The organism is Allorhizocola rhizosphaerae (assembly GCF_003426775.1).
Classification (GTDB): domain Bacteria; phylum Actinomycetota; class Actinomycetes; order Mycobacteriales; family Micromonosporaceae; genus Allorhizocola; species Allorhizocola rhizosphaerae.
The window spans coordinates 1-16,402 of sequence record NZ_QJUG01000192.1 but is presented as its reverse complement, the minus strand read 5'-3'; the positions used below and the strand labels follow the sequence as shown (position 1 = coordinate 16,402).

20 protein-coding genes are annotated in these 16,402 nt (G+C 69.3%); 12 read left to right on the top strand and 8 right to left on the bottom strand.

Annotated features, from left to right (window positions below; translation table 11 throughout):
- The 3 genes from DM816_RS31380 to rpsD all read right to left on the bottom strand — a co-directional run.
- Window positions 1-704, bottom strand: a 704-nt coding sequence (locus DM816_RS31380; protein WP_281274380.1) for a DUF6596 domain-containing protein, incomplete at its 3' end; no start/stop codon positions are given.
- Entirely contained in the window at window positions 697-1,047 is a 351-nt protein-coding gene (locus DM816_RS31375) for a YciI family protein (protein WP_117213994.1), read from the bottom strand. The genes DM816_RS31375 and DM816_RS31380, both read right to left, overlap by 8 nt.
- 84 nt (window positions 1,048-1,131) lie before the next feature.
- The gene (gene rpsD / locus DM816_RS31370) at window positions 1,132-1,728 is read right to left on the bottom strand and encodes a 30S ribosomal protein S4 (protein ID WP_117213993.1); all 597 of its coding nucleotides are present in this window, start codon (window positions 1,726-1,728) and stop codon (window positions 1,132-1,134) included.
- Between the two features lie 64 nt (window positions 1,729-1,792).
- Between rpsD and DM816_RS31365 the strand changes: the two genes are divergently transcribed.
- Window positions 1,793-2,176 (top strand): hypothetical protein, encoded by a 384-nt coding sequence (locus DM816_RS31365; protein ID WP_117213992.1) that lies wholly within the window; start codon window positions 1,793-1,795, stop codon window positions 2,174-2,176.
- On the opposite strand, the gene DM816_RS31360 is transcribed toward DM816_RS31365, so the two are convergent.
- The 3 genes from DM816_RS31360 to DM816_RS31350 all read right to left on the bottom strand — a co-directional run bounded on the left by DM816_RS31360 (window position 2,143) and on the right by DM816_RS31350 (window position 4,331).
- Entirely contained in the window at window positions 2,143-2,700 is a 558-nt protein-coding gene (locus tag DM816_RS31360; protein WP_246002465.1) for a TetR/AcrR family transcriptional regulator, read from the bottom strand. The genes DM816_RS31365 and DM816_RS31360 overlap by 34 nt on opposite strands.
- 186 nt (window positions 2,701-2,886) lie before the next feature.
- Window positions 2,887-3,609: an ABC transporter permease gene (locus DM816_RS31355; protein ID WP_117213990.1), complete on the bottom strand. Its 723-nt coding sequence runs from the start codon at window positions 3,607-3,609 to the stop codon at window positions 2,887-2,889.
- On the bottom strand, window positions 3,606-4,331 hold the full coding sequence (locus tag DM816_RS31350) for an ABC transporter ATP-binding protein (RefSeq protein ID WP_117213989.1): 726 nt from the start codon (window positions 4,329-4,331) through the stop codon (window positions 3,606-3,608). The genes DM816_RS31355 and DM816_RS31350 overlap by 4 nt, the downstream gene beginning before the upstream one ends.
- A 53-nt stretch (window positions 4,332-4,384) precedes the next feature.
- Here DM816_RS31350 and DM816_RS31345 point away from each other — a divergent pair, with 53 nt between their 5' ends.
- Entirely contained in the window at window positions 4,385-5,095 is a 711-nt protein-coding gene (locus tag DM816_RS31345) for an SDR family NAD(P)-dependent oxidoreductase (protein WP_117213988.1), read from the top strand.
- A 162-nt stretch (window positions 5,096-5,257) separates the two neighbouring features.
- Here the strand turns inward: DM816_RS31345 and DM816_RS31340 are convergent, their stop codons facing one another.
- Window positions 5,258-6,307, bottom strand: coding sequence for a hypothetical protein (locus DM816_RS31340; RefSeq protein ID WP_162908032.1), 1,050 nt, complete (start codon window positions 6,305-6,307; stop codon window positions 5,258-5,260).
- Between the two features lie 133 nt (window positions 6,308-6,440).
- On the opposite strand from DM816_RS31340, the gene hisI reads away from it, so the two are divergent.
- The 7 genes from hisI to trpA all read left to right on the top strand — a co-directional run bounded on the left by hisI (window position 6,441) and on the right by trpA (window position 13,540).
- Window positions 6,441-6,791 (top strand): phosphoribosyl-AMP cyclohydrolase, encoded by a 351-nt coding sequence (gene hisI, locus DM816_RS31335; RefSeq protein ID WP_117213986.1) that lies wholly within the window; start codon window positions 6,441-6,443, stop codon window positions 6,789-6,791.
- Between the two features lie 33 nt (window positions 6,792-6,824).
- A complete protein-coding gene (locus DM816_RS31330; protein ID WP_117213985.1) occupies window positions 6,825-8,954 on the top strand; it encodes an anthranilate synthase component I in 2,130 nt (709 codons plus the stop codon).
- Between the two features lie 16 nt (window positions 8,955-8,970).
- Window positions 8,971-9,372, top strand: a complete 402-nt coding sequence (locus DM816_RS31325) for a Trp biosynthesis-associated membrane protein (protein WP_162908031.1) — start codon at window positions 8,971-8,973, stop codon at window positions 9,370-9,372.
- A gap of 32 nt (window positions 9,373-9,404) precedes the next feature.
- A complete protein-coding gene (locus DM816_RS31320; RefSeq protein WP_117213983.1) occupies window positions 9,405-10,163 on the top strand; it encodes a spermidine synthase in 759 nt (252 codons plus the stop codon).
- Between the two features lie 415 nt (window positions 10,164-10,578).
- The gene (gene trpC, locus DM816_RS31315; RefSeq protein WP_117213996.1) at window positions 10,579-11,382 is read left to right on the top strand and encodes an indole-3-glycerol phosphate synthase TrpC; all 804 of its coding nucleotides are present in this window, start codon (window positions 10,579-10,581) and stop codon (window positions 11,380-11,382) included.
- 209 nt (window positions 11,383-11,591) lie between these two features.
- Window positions 11,592-12,788: a tryptophan synthase subunit beta gene (trpB, locus tag DM816_RS31310; protein ID WP_117213982.1), complete on the top strand. Its 1,197-nt coding sequence runs from the start codon at window positions 11,592-11,594 to the stop codon at window positions 12,786-12,788.
- 5 nt (window positions 12,789-12,793) lie between these two features.
- Window positions 12,794-13,540: a tryptophan synthase subunit alpha gene (gene trpA / locus DM816_RS31305; RefSeq protein WP_246002463.1), complete on the top strand. Its 747-nt coding sequence runs from the start codon at window positions 12,794-12,796 to the stop codon at window positions 13,538-13,540.
- A gap of 108 nt (window positions 13,541-13,648) precedes the next feature.
- On the opposite strand, the gene DM816_RS31300 is transcribed toward trpA, so the two are convergent.
- On the bottom strand, window positions 13,649-14,215 hold the full coding sequence (locus DM816_RS31300) for a hypothetical protein (protein WP_162908030.1): 567 nt from the start codon (window positions 14,213-14,215) through the stop codon (window positions 13,649-13,651).
- Between the two features lie 114 nt (window positions 14,216-14,329).
- Here DM816_RS31300 and DM816_RS31295 point away from each other — a divergent pair, with 114 nt between their 5' ends.
- The 3 genes from DM816_RS31295 to DM816_RS31285 form a co-directional block, all read left to right on the top strand.
- A complete protein-coding gene (locus tag DM816_RS31295) occupies window positions 14,330-15,034 on the top strand; it encodes a phosphotransferase (protein WP_117213979.1) in 705 nt (234 codons plus the stop codon).
- Between the two features lie 11 nt (window positions 15,035-15,045).
- Window positions 15,046-16,104, top strand: a complete 1,059-nt coding sequence (lgt, locus tag DM816_RS31290) for a prolipoprotein diacylglyceryl transferase (RefSeq protein WP_246002462.1) — start codon at window positions 15,046-15,048, stop codon at window positions 16,102-16,104.
- On the top strand, window positions 16,097-16,402 hold a 306-nt coding region (locus tag DM816_RS31285), incomplete at its 3' end, for an FAD-dependent monooxygenase (RefSeq protein WP_162908029.1). The genes lgt and DM816_RS31285, both read left to right, overlap by 8 nt.

The following is a 16,402-nucleotide window of genomic DNA, read 5'->3' as shown; positions in this document are numbered from 1 at the left end:
AGCAGGCGGCGCAGCAGCGCGGCCAGGCGCAGCGCCTCGTCGCACACCGCCGGCCGGACCAGGGCCGGGCCCTGCGTGGCCGCGTGCCCCTCGGTGAACACGAGCCCGACCACGGCCAGCACGGCATCGAGGCGATCGGGCCACGCGGCCCGGGGCGGGATCTCCAGCGCGATGCCCGCGTCGCGGATCTTCCGCTTGGCGCGCACGAGGCGTTGCGCCACGGTCGATTCGGTGGTCTGCAGGAGACGCGCGGTTTCGGTGGCGGTCAGCCCGCACAGCAGGCGCAGCGCAAGGGGTACCCGCGAGGAAATTGAAAGAGCTGGATGGCAACAGGTGAAAATCAGGCGCAGCAGGTCCTCGGCCGCCTCGTCGGACCACCCGACCGCGGCGAACGGGTCGTCGGGATCGGTGAGCGCCTCCGCGCCCGGCTCGTCGCGCAGGTCTCCCGCGAGCGCCGCCAGCCTCGCCGAATTGGCCCGGTCGCGGCGGATCCGGTCGAGTACCCTGCGCCGGGCGGCGGTCTGCAGCCAGGCGCCGGGCCGATCCGGGATGCCGTCGCGCCGCCACGTCTCGACGGCGGAGGCGACCGCGTCGGCGGCCGCCTCCTCGGCGCGATCGAGGTCGCCGGTCCACCGGGCAAGCCCGGCCACGAGCGCGGGCCACTGTTCGCGGTAGACCCGCGCGACCAGATCCTCGTCAGCCACGGTCGACGAGCGCCCGCACTTCCACCGAGCCCAGCTCGGCGGCGGGGCAGTCCTGGGCGTACTTCAGGACCGTGTCGAGGTCGGGTGCCTCGACCATCCAGAAGCCACCGAAAACCTCGGGCAGCTCGGCGAACGGGCCGTCGGCGAGCAGGACCTCGCCGTCGCGCACCCGCACGGTCGTTGCCGTGTCGGCCGGCTGCAACTGCTCGCCCGCGAGCAGCGCGCCCGACTCCGCCAGCGCCTTGGTGAAGGCTATGTACCGCTCGGTGATGGCCCGCTGCTCGTGCTCGGTCATCGCGGCCACCACGGCGTTCTGCGGATTGGCCAGCAGGATGTAGCGCATGAGTACTCCCTCTCGCAGCGGCGGCCGCTGTGGCCGCCCTCATCCTGTTCGACGCGCCGGTGGCCCGGTTTTCGACAGGCTGAGCTAACGAGAGTAGAACTCGACCACGAGCTGCTCCTCACAGATGACCGGGATCTCGGCGCGCTGCGGGTCGCGGATCAGGGTCGTGGTGAGGTTTTCCAGCGACGTGGACAGATACGGCGCGGTCACGGCCGGAGCGTGCGCGCCCGCGGCAGCCAGCTGGAACGGGTGCGTGGCGCGGCTGCGCTCGCGCACACCGATCGTCTGGTACGGGCGGACGCGATATGACGGGATATCCACCTTGCGCCCGTCGACCGTGATGTGGCCGTGCGAGACCAGCTGGCGAGCCTGGTAGATGGTGCGGGCCAAGCCGGCGCGCACCACGAGCGCGTCGAGCCGGCATTCCAGGTCGATGAGCAGCTGCCCGCCGTGCCGCTTGGCCTTTTCGAAGGCGCGGCGCAGCTGGGTCTCGCTGATGTTGTACTGGGCGCGCAGCCGCTGCTTCTCGCGCAGCCGCACGGAGTAGTCGGACGTCTTGCGCCGGGCCCGGCCGTGCACGCCGGGCGGGTACGGCCGGCGCTCGAAGTACTTCACGTGCTTGGGCACCAGCGGGATGCCGAGCGCCCGGGAGAGTTTCGCTTTGGGCCGGGTCTGGTTCACTGACTTCCTCTCGCGGTATAAGTTAGGGCGACCTAAGTAAGGATAACCTAACTACGGAGGTCGCGTGAACGCCACGGTCAAGGTCGCGTGGGACGCCAACGTTTATCGAGTACCGCACGCGATCGACCCGCAGGGCCGGCCGCTGCTGCTGTGCCGCTCGGGCGGCGCCCTCGACAGGGCTCTGACCTCCAACGATGCCGTCGTGATCCGGGTGGCCGGGGCGGCCGGGCAGGTCTGGATCTCCGGCTGGGCGGCACCGGTGGTGGAGCGCGAGGCCGTGCTCGACTTCGCCGCCGCGAACCCGCAGGGCGACCTGCTCGACGTGGGGCGCGGCTACGGGCTCTATCGCATCGACGTGGCCGAGGTGCGCCTGCAGCGCGCGAGCGGCGAGCTAATCGAGATCGACGTGGCGGACTACGTCTCGGCCTTGAGCGGGCCGGTGACGTAGCGCTGCACGTTGGGCCCGACCAGCTCGACGACCTGCTCGGGCGGCAGCGACGCGAGCGGCTCCAGCTTGATGATGTATCGGATCATCGCCAGGCCCGCCATCTGGCTCGCGACCAGCGACACGCGCAGCGGGGCCTCGGCGGGATCGAGATGGATCTCGCCGGCCACCCGCCGCATGATCTGAGTGACCAGGAACTCCCGCAGCAGCCGGGTCATCCACTCGTTGCTCATCGCCGAGCGGACGATCGCGACACCGGCCGCGCCGGCCGGGGAGTCCCAGATCCGCACGAACGTCGTCACCAGCCGCTTGCCGAACTCGTCGGGCCCACCGGCGACGATGTCCGGGATCAGGTCGCCGGGGTTGATCGGGAACTGCAGCGTCTGGCGGAACAGCTCTTCCTTATTGCCGAAGTAGTGATGGATCATCGCCGGGTCGACGTCGGCCTCGGCCGCGATCGCGCGGACCGTGGTGGCGTCGAAGCCCTTCTCGGCAAACAGCCGCCGCGCGGCATCCAAAATGGACACACGGGTGTCCGGACTGCCGCGCCTCCGGCCGATCCGTTTTATCTCAAACTCCGTTCAGGCGAAGCCGTGCTCTTGCACGGGCTGGCTCGGCTGGCGGCAATTCCGGCTCGGGAGATGTCGGCCTTCGGCCGCCACACCGCGACCCGGAGCCGGCGGAGCGGTCCCCGAGGCAGCCCGCTGCTGATATTACGGTGTGCGTCGCCTCAGTGTCCCCGCCGCCGCGATCAAAGCCAGGATGACCGCGCCGCCGACGATTGCCAGATCACGCCACATGGTACCGGTCGGGTCCGCGTGGGCGCCGACCTCCTGCAGCGCCTCGACCGAGTACGTGAGCGGCAGCACGTCGCTGATCGCCTGCAGCCAGCCCGCCATGTCCTCCCGCGCGACGAACAGTCCACATAGGAGGATCTGGGGCAGCGCGACCACCGGCATGAACTGCACCGCCTGGAATTCGGTGCGGGCGAACGCACTCGCCAGCAGCCCGAGCGCCACGCCGAGCACGGCGTTGGCCGCCGCGATGAGGATGACGAAGCCCGCGCTGCCCCGCGTGTCCAGGCCCAGCAGCCAGTAGGCCACGCCGCTGACGATCGCCGCCTGGACCGCCGCGGCCACGCCGAACGCGATGCCGTAGCCGAACAGCAGATCGGTCTTGCGCAGCGGCGTGGTCAGCAGCCGTTCGAGCGTGCCGGTCGTGCGCTCGCGCAGCATGGCGATGCTCGTGATCAGGAACATGATCAGGAACGGGAAGATGCCCAGCATGATCAGTGCGACCCGGTCGAACACGGGCCCGCTGAACATGTAGTAAAGCAGCGTGAGCAGGAGCGAGGGCACGAGGATGAGCAGCGCGACGGTGCGCCGGTCGTGCCTGAGCTGGCGCAGGATGCGCCCGGTGGTGTGCACGAGCGTCATGACGCAGCCTCCTGTCCGGCAAGGATCAGGTTGAGGAACGCTTGGTCGAGATCATCCGTGCCCGCGCTGGCCTTGACCGCGGCGGGCGGGTCATCGGCGATGAGCCGGCCCTCACGGATCAGCAGCAGTCGGTCGCACCGGTTGGCCTCGTCCATCACGTGGCTGGAGACCAGGATGGTCGTGCCCTGGTCGGCGAAGTCGCGGAACCGCTTCCACAGCTCGTCGCGCAGCACCGGGTCCTGCCCGACGGTCGGCTCGTCGAGCACGAGCACCCGCGGTTGGCTCACGATGGCGCACGCGAGCGAGGCCCGGCTGCGCTGCCCGCCCGACAGGTTGGCGACGAGCTGGCCCGCCGCGTCGGACAGGCCCACGTCGCGGACCGCGGCGTCGGCCACCTTGGCGCCCAATCCGTAGAGCGCAGCGAAGTAGCGGGCGTTTTCGCGGACGGTCAGGTCGGCGTAGACGCTCGGCGCCTGCGTGAGATAGCCGATCTGGCTGCGCAGGTCTTTGTGCCCGGCGGGCCGGCCGAGGACCTGTATCTCACCCGACTCGACGATCTGCACGCCGACGATGGCCCGCATGAGGGTCGTCTTGCCGCTGCCTGATGGGCCGAGCAGCCCGGTGACGCTGCCCGCGGGAATGGAGCACGTGAAGTTGTGCAGCACTCGCCGCCGTCCCCGCTTGACGACAAGATCGTTGACCTTGATAGCTGTGTTCGCCATGAATTCAACGCTAGTTGAATTTCGGGCGCCGAGCAAGCCGTTAGGGTTGGCGGGTGACCAAACTGGCGGTGGTGAGCGGCGGCGGGACGGGAATCGGGGCGGCGATCGCGTGTGGCCTGATCGGCGACGGCTTCGAGGTTGTCGTGATTGGACGAAGGCCCGGACCACTGGAGGAAATCAAGGGCGCGCAAGCCATTGCGGCCGACCTGCGGGAGCCCGGCGAGGTCGAGCGGGTGCGGGAGGCCCTGGCCGGACGCGCGATCGACGTGCTCGTCAACAACGCGGGCGGCTACGTCACGCGCGATGGCGACGGCCTGGGCGCGGTGGCGGCCAACTGGCGGGCCACGTTCGACATCAACGTGATCACGGCCGTGCTGTTGACCGAAGCCTTACTGCCACAACTGAGCCGGCCCGGTGGGCGGGTGCTGCTGTTCAGTTCCATCGCGGCGCAGCGGGGCGGTGGCGGGCCCTACGGCGCCGCGAAGGCCGCGCTGCACGGCTGGGTCATGGAGCTCGCGGCACAGCTTGGACCGCAGGGCATCACGGCCAACGTGATTGCGCCGGGATATGTGATCGACACCGAATTCTTCAAGGGGCGCATGACCCCCGAGGGACACCAGGCCCGGGTCGACGCCACGCTCGTGGGCCAGCCCGGGACTCCCGACGACATCTGGCAGGCGGTGCGCTGGCTCGCCGGCCCCGGCGGCGGCTGGGTGACCGGCCAGATCATCGGGGTCAACGGCGGCTCGGTGCTCGGCCGCTGAGCAATCATGCTTCCGGCGCTCGCCTGCGGTCCCTTTGGGGGCGAAGCCGCTTGGGTAGCCGGCGATTCCGGTTCGGACGACGTTCGGGGCCAACCCGCGACCCGGAAAGCCGGCGGGTGAGGTTCATCGCGAAGCGCTGAAACCTCACCCGCCGCCTGGGATTTAGAGCGCGAGCACGCGCTCCAGGAAGTCGCGGTAACCGCGCATGGCGATCCGCAGGGCCTCGGTGTCGGGCGTCTCGTCGTCCTCGTGGGGGTCGAGCGAGACCTGCTCGGCGAGCAGAGCGTCGGCAAGCGCCTGCACCGCCTCGGCGACGAGGTCCTGCGCTTCGCCGAGCGCGGCCTCCGGCTCGTCGACGAAGTGGGCCTGGATGTCGCGCCACGCCTCGCGGTAGCGGTCGGCCACGTCCGGGTCCCAGATCGCGATGGTCGTCTCCTCGATGTCCCCCGGGCGCAGGGCGGCGACGACCTCGGGCTCCTCCTCTTCCTCGGCGTATTGCTCCTCGTAGAGGTCCTCGTCGTCCTCCTCGGCGAGCTCGTCTTCCGCAACGACGAGTTCGTCCTCCGAAACGATGTCGTCCTCCGAAACGGCGAACTCCTCCTCCGGTACCGCATCGTCGTGCGCGACCGGAACCGCGACAACGTCCCCATTGATGGACTCGGGCGTCAGGGCGGGCTCGGCGAGCGCCTCGGGCTCCTCGACCTCCGATGGGGTCTCGGTGACCGTGTCGTCCTCGGGCAGCGCGTCCTCCAGTGAGGCGGAATCCTGGATGGAGTCCTCGATCGCCTCACCGGCCTCGGCGAGGTCGGACTGGGCCTCGTCCAGCTCGGCCTGAGCGTTTTCGATGTCGGCCTTGGCCTCTGCCACCTCCTCGGCGGCCTCGGCAAGCTCCGCCGCCACAGGGTCTGTGGACGCCGCAGGGTCTGTGGGCGCTTCGGGCTCGGCGACAGCCTCAGCCGTGTCGGCGTGTGCTTCCAGGGTGTCCGTGGCGTGGTCCTGCTCGGCGGGTGCGTCTACATTGGACCGGCCCAGCACGGGCATCTCGCTGGTCGGCTCCAGCAGCACGCTCTCCTGCGAGGGCGCGGGCGGCTGCGACGGCGAGGGTGAGGGTGAGGGCACGACGGGCGCCACGTTGGGTGGCGTCACAAAGGCGGGTGGGCCCGGCGGTGGTGGCGGGACGGAGTTGGGCGGAACGAAGTGCGGATGTGTCATGGCTCCTCAACTCTCGCGGAAGTGAAGGGGTGGATGGGCGGGTGCACGCATGCGAGGCCGGGCGTGACGACCGTCACGGTACCGCCACCGATCCACTCCCGGAACCCACAAAACGGCGACTGTATGGGTAAGAATCGGGGTCGTGTCACTTGATCCGGAGATTTCGGGACGTTTGAAGCGCGACGCCGACGGGCTCGTCGCGGCCGTCGTGCGCCAGCACGACACCGGTGAGGTGCTGATGCTCGCGTGGATGAACGACGAGGCGCTGCACCTGACCCTCACCACTGGCCGGGCCACCTACTGGTCGCGCAGCCGGCGCGAGCTCTGGGTCAAGGGCGAGACCAGCGGGCACCACCAGCACGTCAAGTCGGTCGCGCTCGACTGCGACGGCGACGCGCTTCTGGTCAGCGTTGACCAGGTGGGGCCGGCCTGCCATACCGGCGCGCGGACGTGCTTCCACAACGAGTTGCCAACTAGGATGTGATCCCTAGCTTTCAGTTGGCCGAAGGGCAATCCCATGGAGCAGCAAGCCATCCGGATTCATCGATCCGAGGCGCCCGCGGAGGCGGGCGACCTGGACGCACTGATCCGTGACCTCGACGATCAGGTCGGCGCCGTCCTGACGTCCGGTTACGAGTATCCGGGCCGCTACTCCCGATGGGACATCGGCTACGCGTCGCCGCTGCTGGTGATCGAGGCCCGGGGGTTGTCGCTGACCGTCTCGGCGCCGGGTCCGCGCGGCGAGATCCTGCTGCCCGCCATCGCGGCGCACCTGCGAGCCGAGGGGCTGCGGGCCGAGCTTTCCGACAAAACCGTGGCTTGTTCGGTACCGCAAAGCGCGGAGCCCGTTTTCGAGGAGGACAGGAGCAGGCGCCCGTCGGCGTTCACCGCGATCCGCAGCCTGCTGCGCCTGCTGCACACGCCCGGCGAGCCGCACCTGGGGCTCTACGGCGCGTTCGGCTACGACATGCTGTTCCAGTTCGAGCCGATCAATCTGCGGCTGCCCCGGCCGGCCGACCAGCGAGACATCGTGCTGCACCTGCCCGACCGGCTGCTGGTGATCGACCGGCAGAAGCACACGGAAACCTGGTACTCATATGAGTTCGAGGTCAACGGTCACTCCACGGAAGGTGTTGCGCGGCAACCGGTTTACGCCGTGAAGAACCCGCCGGCGGAGGTGCCCGAGCGGCTGCCGCAGGGCGCCTACGCCGAGACAGTCCACAAGGCCAAGGAATACTTCGCCCGTGGCGATCTCTATGAGGTGGTCCCCGGCCAGCCTTTCTACGCCCGGTCGGCGGTCAACAGCGAGTTCTTCAACCGGCTGCGCCACCAGAATCCCGCGCCCTACGGGTTCTACATCAACCTCGGTGAGGACCAGCTGGTCGGCGCGTCGCCGGAGATGTTCGTGCGGGTGGACGGGCGCCGGGTCGAGACCTGCCCGATCTCGGGCACGCTGCCGCGCGGCATGGACGCCATCGCCGACGCCGAGCAGATCCGGGCCCTGCTCAACTCCGCCAAGGACGAGGCCGAGCTGACCATGTGCACCGACGTGGACCGCAACGACAAGGCGCGGGTGTGCGTGCCCGGGTCGGTGCGCGTCATCGGGCGGCGGCAGATCGAGATGTACAGCCGGCTCATCCACACCGTGGACCACGTGGAGGGCATCCTGCGGGAGGACCGCGACGCGCTCGACGCGTTCCTGACCCACATGTGGGCGGTGACCATCACGGGCGCGCCGAAGAAGTGGGCCACCCAGTTCATCGAGGATCATGAGGAGGCCCCCCGCGGGTGGTATGGCGGGGCGGTGGGCGTGCTCAACGTCAACGGCAACATCAACACGGGCCTGACCCTGCGCACCGCCCAGATCCGTGACCAGGTTGCGCTGGTGCGGGCCGGCGCGACGCTGCTGTATGACTCGGTACCAGAGCTGGAAGAGGCCGAAACGGAGCTCAAGGCGTCGGCGCTGCTGCGCGCGCTCAACCCCGACTCGGCCGACGACGAGGCGCCCGAGCCGATGGTGGTGTCCGACCACGTGCCCCGGGTCCTCGTCGTGGACCATGAGGACTCGTTCACGCTCAACCTCGCCGACTACTTCCGCCAGGCGGGGGCCGAGGTGACCACGGTCCGCTGGGGCTTCAAAGACCACGTGCTGGCCGACGTCGCGCCCGATCTGGTCGTGCTGTCGCCGGGGCCCAGCAACCCGCAGCACTTTGGCATGTCCGGCCTGCTCGACCGGCTCTACGGGCTCGGTCTGCCGGTGTTCGGGGTGTGCCTCGGGCTGCAGGGCATCGTGGAGCACGCGGGCGGCAAGCTGCACCAGCTGGCCGAGCCGCGGCACGGCAAGCCCTCGCGCATCACCACCCACCGGGGCACGCTGTTCCCCGTGGAGACCGATGAGCTCACGGTCGGGCGCTACCACTCGCTGCACGCGGTGGACAGCGAGGTGCCCGACGCGCTGCGGGTGACCGCGACCACCGACGGCGGCGTGGTGATGGCCATCGAGCACCGCGAGCTGCCCGTGTGGGCGGTGCAGTTCCACCCGGAGTCGATCCTGTCGTTCGGCGGCGACGGCGGCCTCGCCCTCATCCAGCGAGTCATGAACGCCGTGAACCATTGGCAGCAAAAGCCCATCGCCCATGCCGTCTAGGGATTACCTTGGCATCGTGCGGAAGCTGGAGAGCCGATCGCGCCTGATCGCGCTCGCGCTGAGCGTGCTCGGCGCGGGCGCGGTCTGGTTCAACCCGGCCGATGACCTCGCCTCGGGCACGCGGGCGGCGAGCCTGGTCGTGCTCGCGGGCGCGGGCGCGCTCCTGGCCGGGCGCGGCGTGGTCTTCCGCCGGCTGGTCTCGATCGTGATCGTGCTGGCCGGCATCGGGCTCACGCTCGGTGGCACGGCCCCGGCCATCGTGGGCGGGGTGCTCGCCGTGATCGGGGGATCCATCGCGGTGGTGGCCAGCCCCGGGTGGCCGGTGATGGGCCCGCGCTACGAACGTCCCGTCAAAGAAGAAAACACCGACCTGTGGGCCGCACTGGACCGCGGCGAAGACCCCACCGCCACCCACTAGGCGTGATAGGCGAGCGTATTGACGAGTCGTCCGTGAGGATCCGGGCCGACATCGACACCGGTGTGGCCGAGTTGTATCCCGATCCCGACGTCGAGGGTGCCTGGACCCTGCTCATCAACGGTGTCGCACAGTCGCATGTGGACCTCAACGACCCCGAGATGATCGCGTTCGACTACGTGCGGCGGATGGCCGACATCATGGATTCGCTTATGCCGCAAGGCCCGCTGGAGGTCTTGCATCTGGGCGGTGGCGCGATGACGCTGCCCCGGTGTGTGGCCGTGCTGCGGCCGGGCAGCCTGCAGCGGGTCGTCGAACTGGACCGGGCGCTGCTGTCGCTGGTGCTCGAATACCTTCCGCTGGACGGTTCCTCGCTTGTCGAGACGGTCGTCGGCGATGCGGCGCTTCATTTGGCCGCGTTGCCCGAGGGTTCGTATGACGTCGTGGTGTCGGATGTCTTCCAGGGCGCGAACATCCCTTCGCAGGTGTCCACATTGGACTTCCTGCGCTCGGCGCGCAGGGTGCTGCGGCCGGATGGGCTTTATGTGGCCAACATCATGGACACGCCGCCGCTGGACTTCGCGCGCGGGCAGGCCGCCCTGCTGCGCGAGGTATTCGCCCAGGTCGCGGTCGTGGCCGACGCGGGCGTGCTGCGCGGGCGGCGGCACGGCAACCTGCTGCTGGTCGGCGCGGGGGCCGGACTCCCGTTCGCGCGCATGGCCCGGCGCCTGGCCGCCGACCCGTTTGCCGTGCGCATCGAGCAGGGCGACCGGCTCGCGCGGTGGATCCGCTGAGCGTCGCAACGGAACGAATACGTCCAGGCCCGGACGCGGGCCCGTGGCCGGGTCACGCAAGGGGACAGCTGTCCCGACCGCGCCGCCCTGAACATCTCGGCGCCGCAGGTCCACGTCACCGCCACCGGCGAGCACCTGCCCGATTACGACTTGACCAGGACCGTGGGGCTGGTCCGGCGTGGCGATCTCCTGAGCCGGCTCATCGTGCGAGCCGATGCGCCCCGAGATGGTGGAGCTGACCACGAAGGCGGCCGCCCGCCTGTGCACCGTGGTCACGGACGGTTGCTGATTGGAACCGGCCCGCATTATGCACCAGGCCACCTGGTGAGGCACGCCATACCCCGCAAACCTTGCGCAACCACGCACTGCCTAGAGTCGGCCCATGGCACCCGGAGACGAGAGCACCGGCAGCAACGTGCTTGACGAGATCATCACGGGCGTTCGTGAGGACGTGGAGGCGCGTCAGCGGCTGGTGCCCCTTGAGGAGATCAAGAAGCTGGCCTCGGCGGCGGTCGCGCCGCGCGATGCCTACGCGGTGCTGCGCCGGCCCGGCGTTGGCGTGATCGCCGAGGTGAAGCGCGCATCGCCGTCCAAGGGCCAGCTGGCCGAGATTCCCGACCCGGCCGAGCTGGCAAGTGAATACGCCGCCGGCGGCGCGCGCTGCGTGAGCGTGCTCACCGAGGGGCGCTGGTTCGGCGGATCGCTGGACGACCTGGCCGCGGTCCGCGCCCGCATCGACGTCCCGGTGCTGCGCAAGGACTTCATCGTGTCGGCGTATCAGGTGCACGAGGCGCGGGCCTGGGGCGCCGATCTGGTACTGCTGATCGTGGCCGCACTGGAGCAGAAGGTGCTCACCGGGCTGCTCGACCGCATCGAATCGCTGGGGATGACGGCGCTGGTCGAGGTGCACACCGAGGAGGAGGCCGATCGTGCCCTGGAGGCGGGCGCGCGGGTCATCGGGGTCAACGCGCGCGACCTGCGCACACTGGAGGTGGACCGCTCGGCGTTCGAGCGCATCGCGCCCGGCCTGCCCAACCATGTGATCAAAATCGCGGAGTCGGGCGTGCGCGGGCCGCACGACCTGATCCGCTACGCCTCGGCCGGCGCCGATGCCGTGCTCGTCGGCGAAGGTCTGGTGACCCAGAAAAGCCCGCGCGATGCGGTCGCCGAGCTGGTCAACGCGGGTAACCACCCGGCAACGCCCCGCCCCGCCCGCTAACCCACCCTCGATTTGCGTTGATCATGAACTCAAGTCCATGTTCGACGGCGTGGCGAGGCAATAACTTCATGATCGACGGCTAAGGGTCACCATGAGGTTGAGGGCATGACACACCGCCGAACCTGGACTTGAGTTCATGATCGGCGAGGAGAGGCGAGCCGAGGCGCCGAGGCGGAGCTGAGGTGAGCTCAGGCGAGGAGAGGACGGATATGCAGGCGGACGCGACCGGGCACTTCGGGCCCTATGGTGGACGGTTCGTGCCGGAGGCGCTCATCGCGGCGCTCGACGAACTCGACGCGCACCACCGCAAGGCCATGGCCGATCCCGAGTTCAGCGCTGAATTCGGCCGGATGTTGCGCGAATACGCCGGTACACCATCGCTTTTATATGAAGCCGCACGGCTTTCCGCCCACGCCGGGGCACGGATCTTCCTCAAGCGCGAAGACCTCAACCACACCGGCGCGCACAAGGTGCGCAACGTGCTCGGGCAGGCGCTGCTGACCAAGCGCATGGGCAAACCGCGCGTCATCGCCGAGACCGGCGCCGGGCAGCACGGCGTGGCCAGCGCGACGGCGTGCGCCTACCTGGACCTGGAGTGCGTGGTCTACATGGGCGCGGTCGACGTCAAGCGGCAGGCGCTCAACGTGGCGCGCATGAAGATGCTCGGCGCGACCGTCGTGCCCGTTGACACCGGCTCGCAGACGCTCAAGGACGCGATCAACGAGGCGCTGCGCGACTGGGTGACCAATGTGGACACCACGCATTACCTGCTCGGCACGGCGGCGGGGCCGCACCCGTTCCCGACGATGGTGCGCGATTACGTGCGCGGGATCGGCGACGAGGCCCGCGCGCAGTGCCTCGACCTTCTACAAAAGCTGCCCGATGCGGTGACCGCGGCCGTGGGCGGCGGCTCCAACGCGATCGGCATGTTCCAGGCGTTCATCCCGGCCGAGTCGGTGCGCATCTTCGGTTTCGAGGCCGGGGGCGAGGGCGTGTCCACCGGGCGCACGGCCGCGAGCATCACCGCGGGCGGCAAGGGCGTGCTGCACGGGGCAAGGACCTACCTGCTGCAGGACGACGACGGGCAGACCATCGAGTCGCACTCCATCTCGGCGGGCCTGGACTATCCGGCCGTCGGGCCGCAGCACGCGTGGCTGCACGACACCGGGCGCGCGACCTACGAACCGGTCGACGACCGTGAGGCGATGGACGCGTTCCTGTTGCTGTGCAAGACCGAGGGCATCATCCCGGCCATCGAGAGCGCCCACGCGCTGGCCGGCACGCTGCGCGTGATCCCGCGGCTGCGCGAAGAACTGGGCCGCGAACCAGTGGTCGTGGTGTGCCTGAGCGGCCGCGGCGACAAGGACATGCACACCGCGATCGACTACTTTGGACTTGAATCATGACGCCAATGTTCAAGAAGCCCGCGCTCGTGGGCTACCTGCCGGCGGGGTTTCCCGATGTGCCCCAGGGCATCGCGGGGATCAAGGCGATGATCGAGGCCGGGGTGGATGCGGTCGAGGTGGGCCTGCCGTACTCGGACCCAGTGATGGACGGCCCGGTCATCCAGCGCGCCGCGGAGAAGGCGCTCGCCGGGGGAGTGCGCACGCGCGATGTGCTCGCCACGGTCGAGGCGGTGTCGGGGATGGGGGTGCCGGTGGTCGTGATGACGTACTGGAATCCCGTCGAGCGGTACGGTGTGGGCGCGTTCGCCCGGGATCTGGCCGCCGCCGGCGGGGCGGGCCTGATCACGCCCGACCTGATCCCCGACGAGGCCGACGAATGGCTGGCGGCGTCCGACGAGCACAAGCTCGACCGCGTGTTCCTCGTGTCGCCGTCTTCGACTGACGAGCGGATCGCCATGACCGTCAAGCATTGCCGCGGGTTCATCTACGCCACGGCGGTCATGGGCGTGACGGGTGCGCGCGATGAAACCAGCGCGGTCGCGCCCAAACTTGTGGCCCGGGTCAAGGCCGTCGCGGGCGCGCTGCCGGTCGGGGTCGGGTTGGGTGTGCGCAATGCGGCCCAGGTCGCCGAGGTGGCTTCGTACGCCGATGGCGTGATCGTGGGAAGTGCGCTGGTGAGCGCGCTCGGCGAGGGCGGCGTGCAGGGCGTGCGGGAACTCACCACCCACCTGGTGGGCGGGCTCAGCCGGTAACGCGCCCGCGGGAACCCGACTGCTTTGCCTGGCTGTTCGTGTCGGAGCGACCGGTCGCGTCGATCATGAAGTGAGAGTCAGGCCACGCCGCCGAACATGGACGTAACTTCATGATCGACGCAAGAAGATGGAGCGGTGGAGGGGGTAGAGGAGGGCGACGAGGAGGCTCAGGATCGGGGCCTGCCAGAGGACGACGTCGAGGATCGGGACGGCGATGGCGGCGGCGAAGCGCCACTCGGGTGCCTGCGGCAGCTTCTTGCGCGAGCCCCACGGCGTGAACCTCCACGGCTTGGCCACCGACACCCACGCCTGGAAAGCCAGCGCGCCGACCATGAGCAGCGACGCGAACACCAGTCCCCACCCGGGATCGTGTTCGAGATAGTGGCCCAGCACGACCGAACCGACGTACAGCTGCGTGATGGTGATGACCACCTTCACCAGCACCCACCAATAGCGGAAGTAGCCCCACGGGGTCAGGGCGCCGAGCATGAACCCGCTGAACGCGCCCGCGACCCCGAGATGCCGCAGCAGTTGCGTATCGAGCACCCGTGCCATGGCGAAGGCCGATCCGTCGCCCGTGGACAGGCCCCACATCACGAGCGTCGCCAGGCTCAGCGCGAGCGACATCCAGCCGATCGACGTGACCACGTGGAACCACACGAGCAGTTTTCTCACGTGAGAATGCTTGCCGTGCGGTCAATCCGTTTGCATCCGTGCAATCCCCGATGAAACCCTGATCGCTGTGACCGTCGACCCCTGGGTGGAGATCCCCGATCGTTCCATTTCCGTGTGGTACGCCCCGGGCTGCACCGCACCGACTCCCCGTCCGGTCTGCTGGAGTCCGGGCGGGCCGCATACGACGAGCTCGGCGAGCGGTCTCAGCGCGGCGGCGGCCGAATCGCTCAGGGAGCGATACCGGTGATCCCGCGCGACCTGTCCGAGCGCTATGAGGAGTGGCACTGGGAGCTGGCCTACCACTGGAACCCCGGCCTGCCCACCTATCGGCTCACGCGTGGCGGCGAGACGCGTTTTGTGAAGGTGCACCCGGTCGGCTCGGGCATCCCGGACGAGGCCAACCGGCTGCGCTGGGCGCTTTCTCATTACCCGGTCCCCGAACTGATCGAGTACGGCAGTGACGGTGACGTCGACTGGCTGATGACCGGCGCACTGCCGGGGGTCGACGCGACCCGTGTCAACCTGGAGCCTTCTCAGATCGCGGTCGCATTCGGCGAGGGGCTGCGGCGGTTCCACGACGCCGTGCCGCCCGACGAGTGCCCGTTCTGGTCGTCGAGCGCGGACCGGGTGGTCGTGTGCCACGGCGACTACACCCTGCCCAACGTGATGATGATCGATGGGCGCGTTTCCGGCTATCTGGACCTGGGCGCACTGAACGTCGCCGATCCCGAGACCGATTTCGAGATCGCCCTCACCAGTATCCGATTCAACCTCGGTGATGGGTACGGCGATCTGTTCCTGGCGGGGTATGGCCGGTAGTGTTCGCACCCGTGATACTCGCGAGCATTCCGAGCCCGTCGACCGCCGTCTGGCACCTCAACCTCGGGTTCGTCACTATCCCGTTGCGGGCCTACGCGCTGTGCATCATCGCCGGCATCGTGGTCGCCTGCATCGTCACCGACCGCCGCATGCGCAGCCGCGGCGCGCCCCCGTGGGCGGTGCTCGACATCGCCATGTGGGCCGTGCCGTTCGGCATCGTCGGCGCTCGGATCTATCACGTGCTGAGCTCGCCCGACAACTACTTCGGGCACGGCATGGACGGCTTCATCGCCGCGATCAAGATCTGGGAGGGCGGTCTCGGCATCTGGGGCGGCGTGGCCGGTGGCGCGCTCGGCGCCTGGATTGCCTGCCGCCAGATGGGCATGAGCTTCACGTTCGTCGCCGACTGCATCGCCGTCGGGCTCCCGCTCGCGCAGGCGGTCGGCCGGTTGGGCAACTGGTTCAACAACGAGCTCTACGGCGGGCCGACGACGCTGCCGTGGGGTCTGCAGGTGCACCAGATGTCCACCGGGCAGGAGGGCACGCCCGTCGGCACGGCGATCATCGGGCCGGACGGCCAGCCGCTGCTCAAGGAGGGGCTCTACCATCCGACGTTCCTCTACGAGCTGCTGTGGAACGTGGGCGTGGCCGGGCTGGTGCTCTGGCTGGACCGCAAGTACAAGTTCGGCAAGGGCCGCGCCTTCGCGCTGTACGTGATGGCCTACACCGCCGGCCGCACGTGGATCGAGATGATGCGCACGGACGAGGCCGAGATCGTCGGCGGGCTCCGGATCAACGTCTGGGTGTCCATCCTCGTCTTCCTCGGCGCGCTGGCCTACTTCGTCCGGGTGCGCGGTCCGCAGGAGTTCCTGCTTCCGGCGGCCGACGGCAAGGGCTTCCGCACGGTGACCGAGGAGGAATACTTGGCGTCCAAGGATTCCGCGGGCGAGCCCGCACCCGACGCACCCGATGCGTCCGCACAGCCGGAGATTTCCGAAACCGCGGAAAAGGCCGACGAACCCGCGGAAAAGGCCGACGAGAAGGAAGACAAAGCGAAGACAGATGTATAGCGCGGTGGTGGTCGGCGCCGGCGTCGGCGGTCTCGCGGTTGCCGGTGCGCTTGCCCGCGCCGGCTGGCGGGTGACCCTGCTGGAGCAGGCCGACCGGTTGCGGCCCGGCCGCGCCGCGCTGTTCCTGTGGCCCAATGCGCTCGCGGCCCTTCGCGCATTGGGCCTCGGAGCCGGACTCGACGCGATCGGCACGCCCGTGCCGTCGGGCGGGGTGCGCCGGCCCGACGGCCAATGGCTGGCCCAGCCCGGCTCCACCGCCGGGCCCACGCCCGTGGTCGCGCACGCCGAGGACCTGCAC

Excerpts from the sequence above, each read along its gene's own strand:
- DM816_RS31375 (WP_117213994.1), bottom strand. The coding sequence starts at position 1,047 with ATGCGCTACATCCTGCTGGCCAATCCGCAGAACGCCGTGGTGGCCGCG.
- DM816_RS31355 (WP_117213990.1), bottom strand. The coding sequence starts at position 3,609 with ATGACGCTCGTGCACACCACCGGGCGCATCCTGCGCCAGCTCAGGCAC.
- DM816_RS31350 (WP_117213989.1), bottom strand. The coding sequence starts at position 4,331 with ATGGCGAACACAGCTATCAAGGTCAACGATCTTGTCGTCAAGCGGGGA.
- DM816_RS31340 (WP_162908032.1), bottom strand. The coding sequence starts at position 6,307 with ATGACACATCCGCACTTCGTTCCGCCCAACTCCGTCCCGCCACCACCG.
- DM816_RS31330 (WP_117213985.1), top strand. The coding sequence starts at position 6,825 with ATGGAGCAGCAAGCCATCCGGATTCATCGATCCGAGGCGCCCGCGGAG.
- trpB (WP_117213982.1), top strand. The coding sequence starts at position 11,592 with ATGCAGGCGGACGCGACCGGGCACTTCGGGCCCTATGGTGGACGGTTC.
- trpA (WP_246002463.1), top strand. The coding sequence starts at position 12,794 with ATGTTCAAGAAGCCCGCGCTCGTGGGCTACCTGCCGGCGGGGTTTCCC.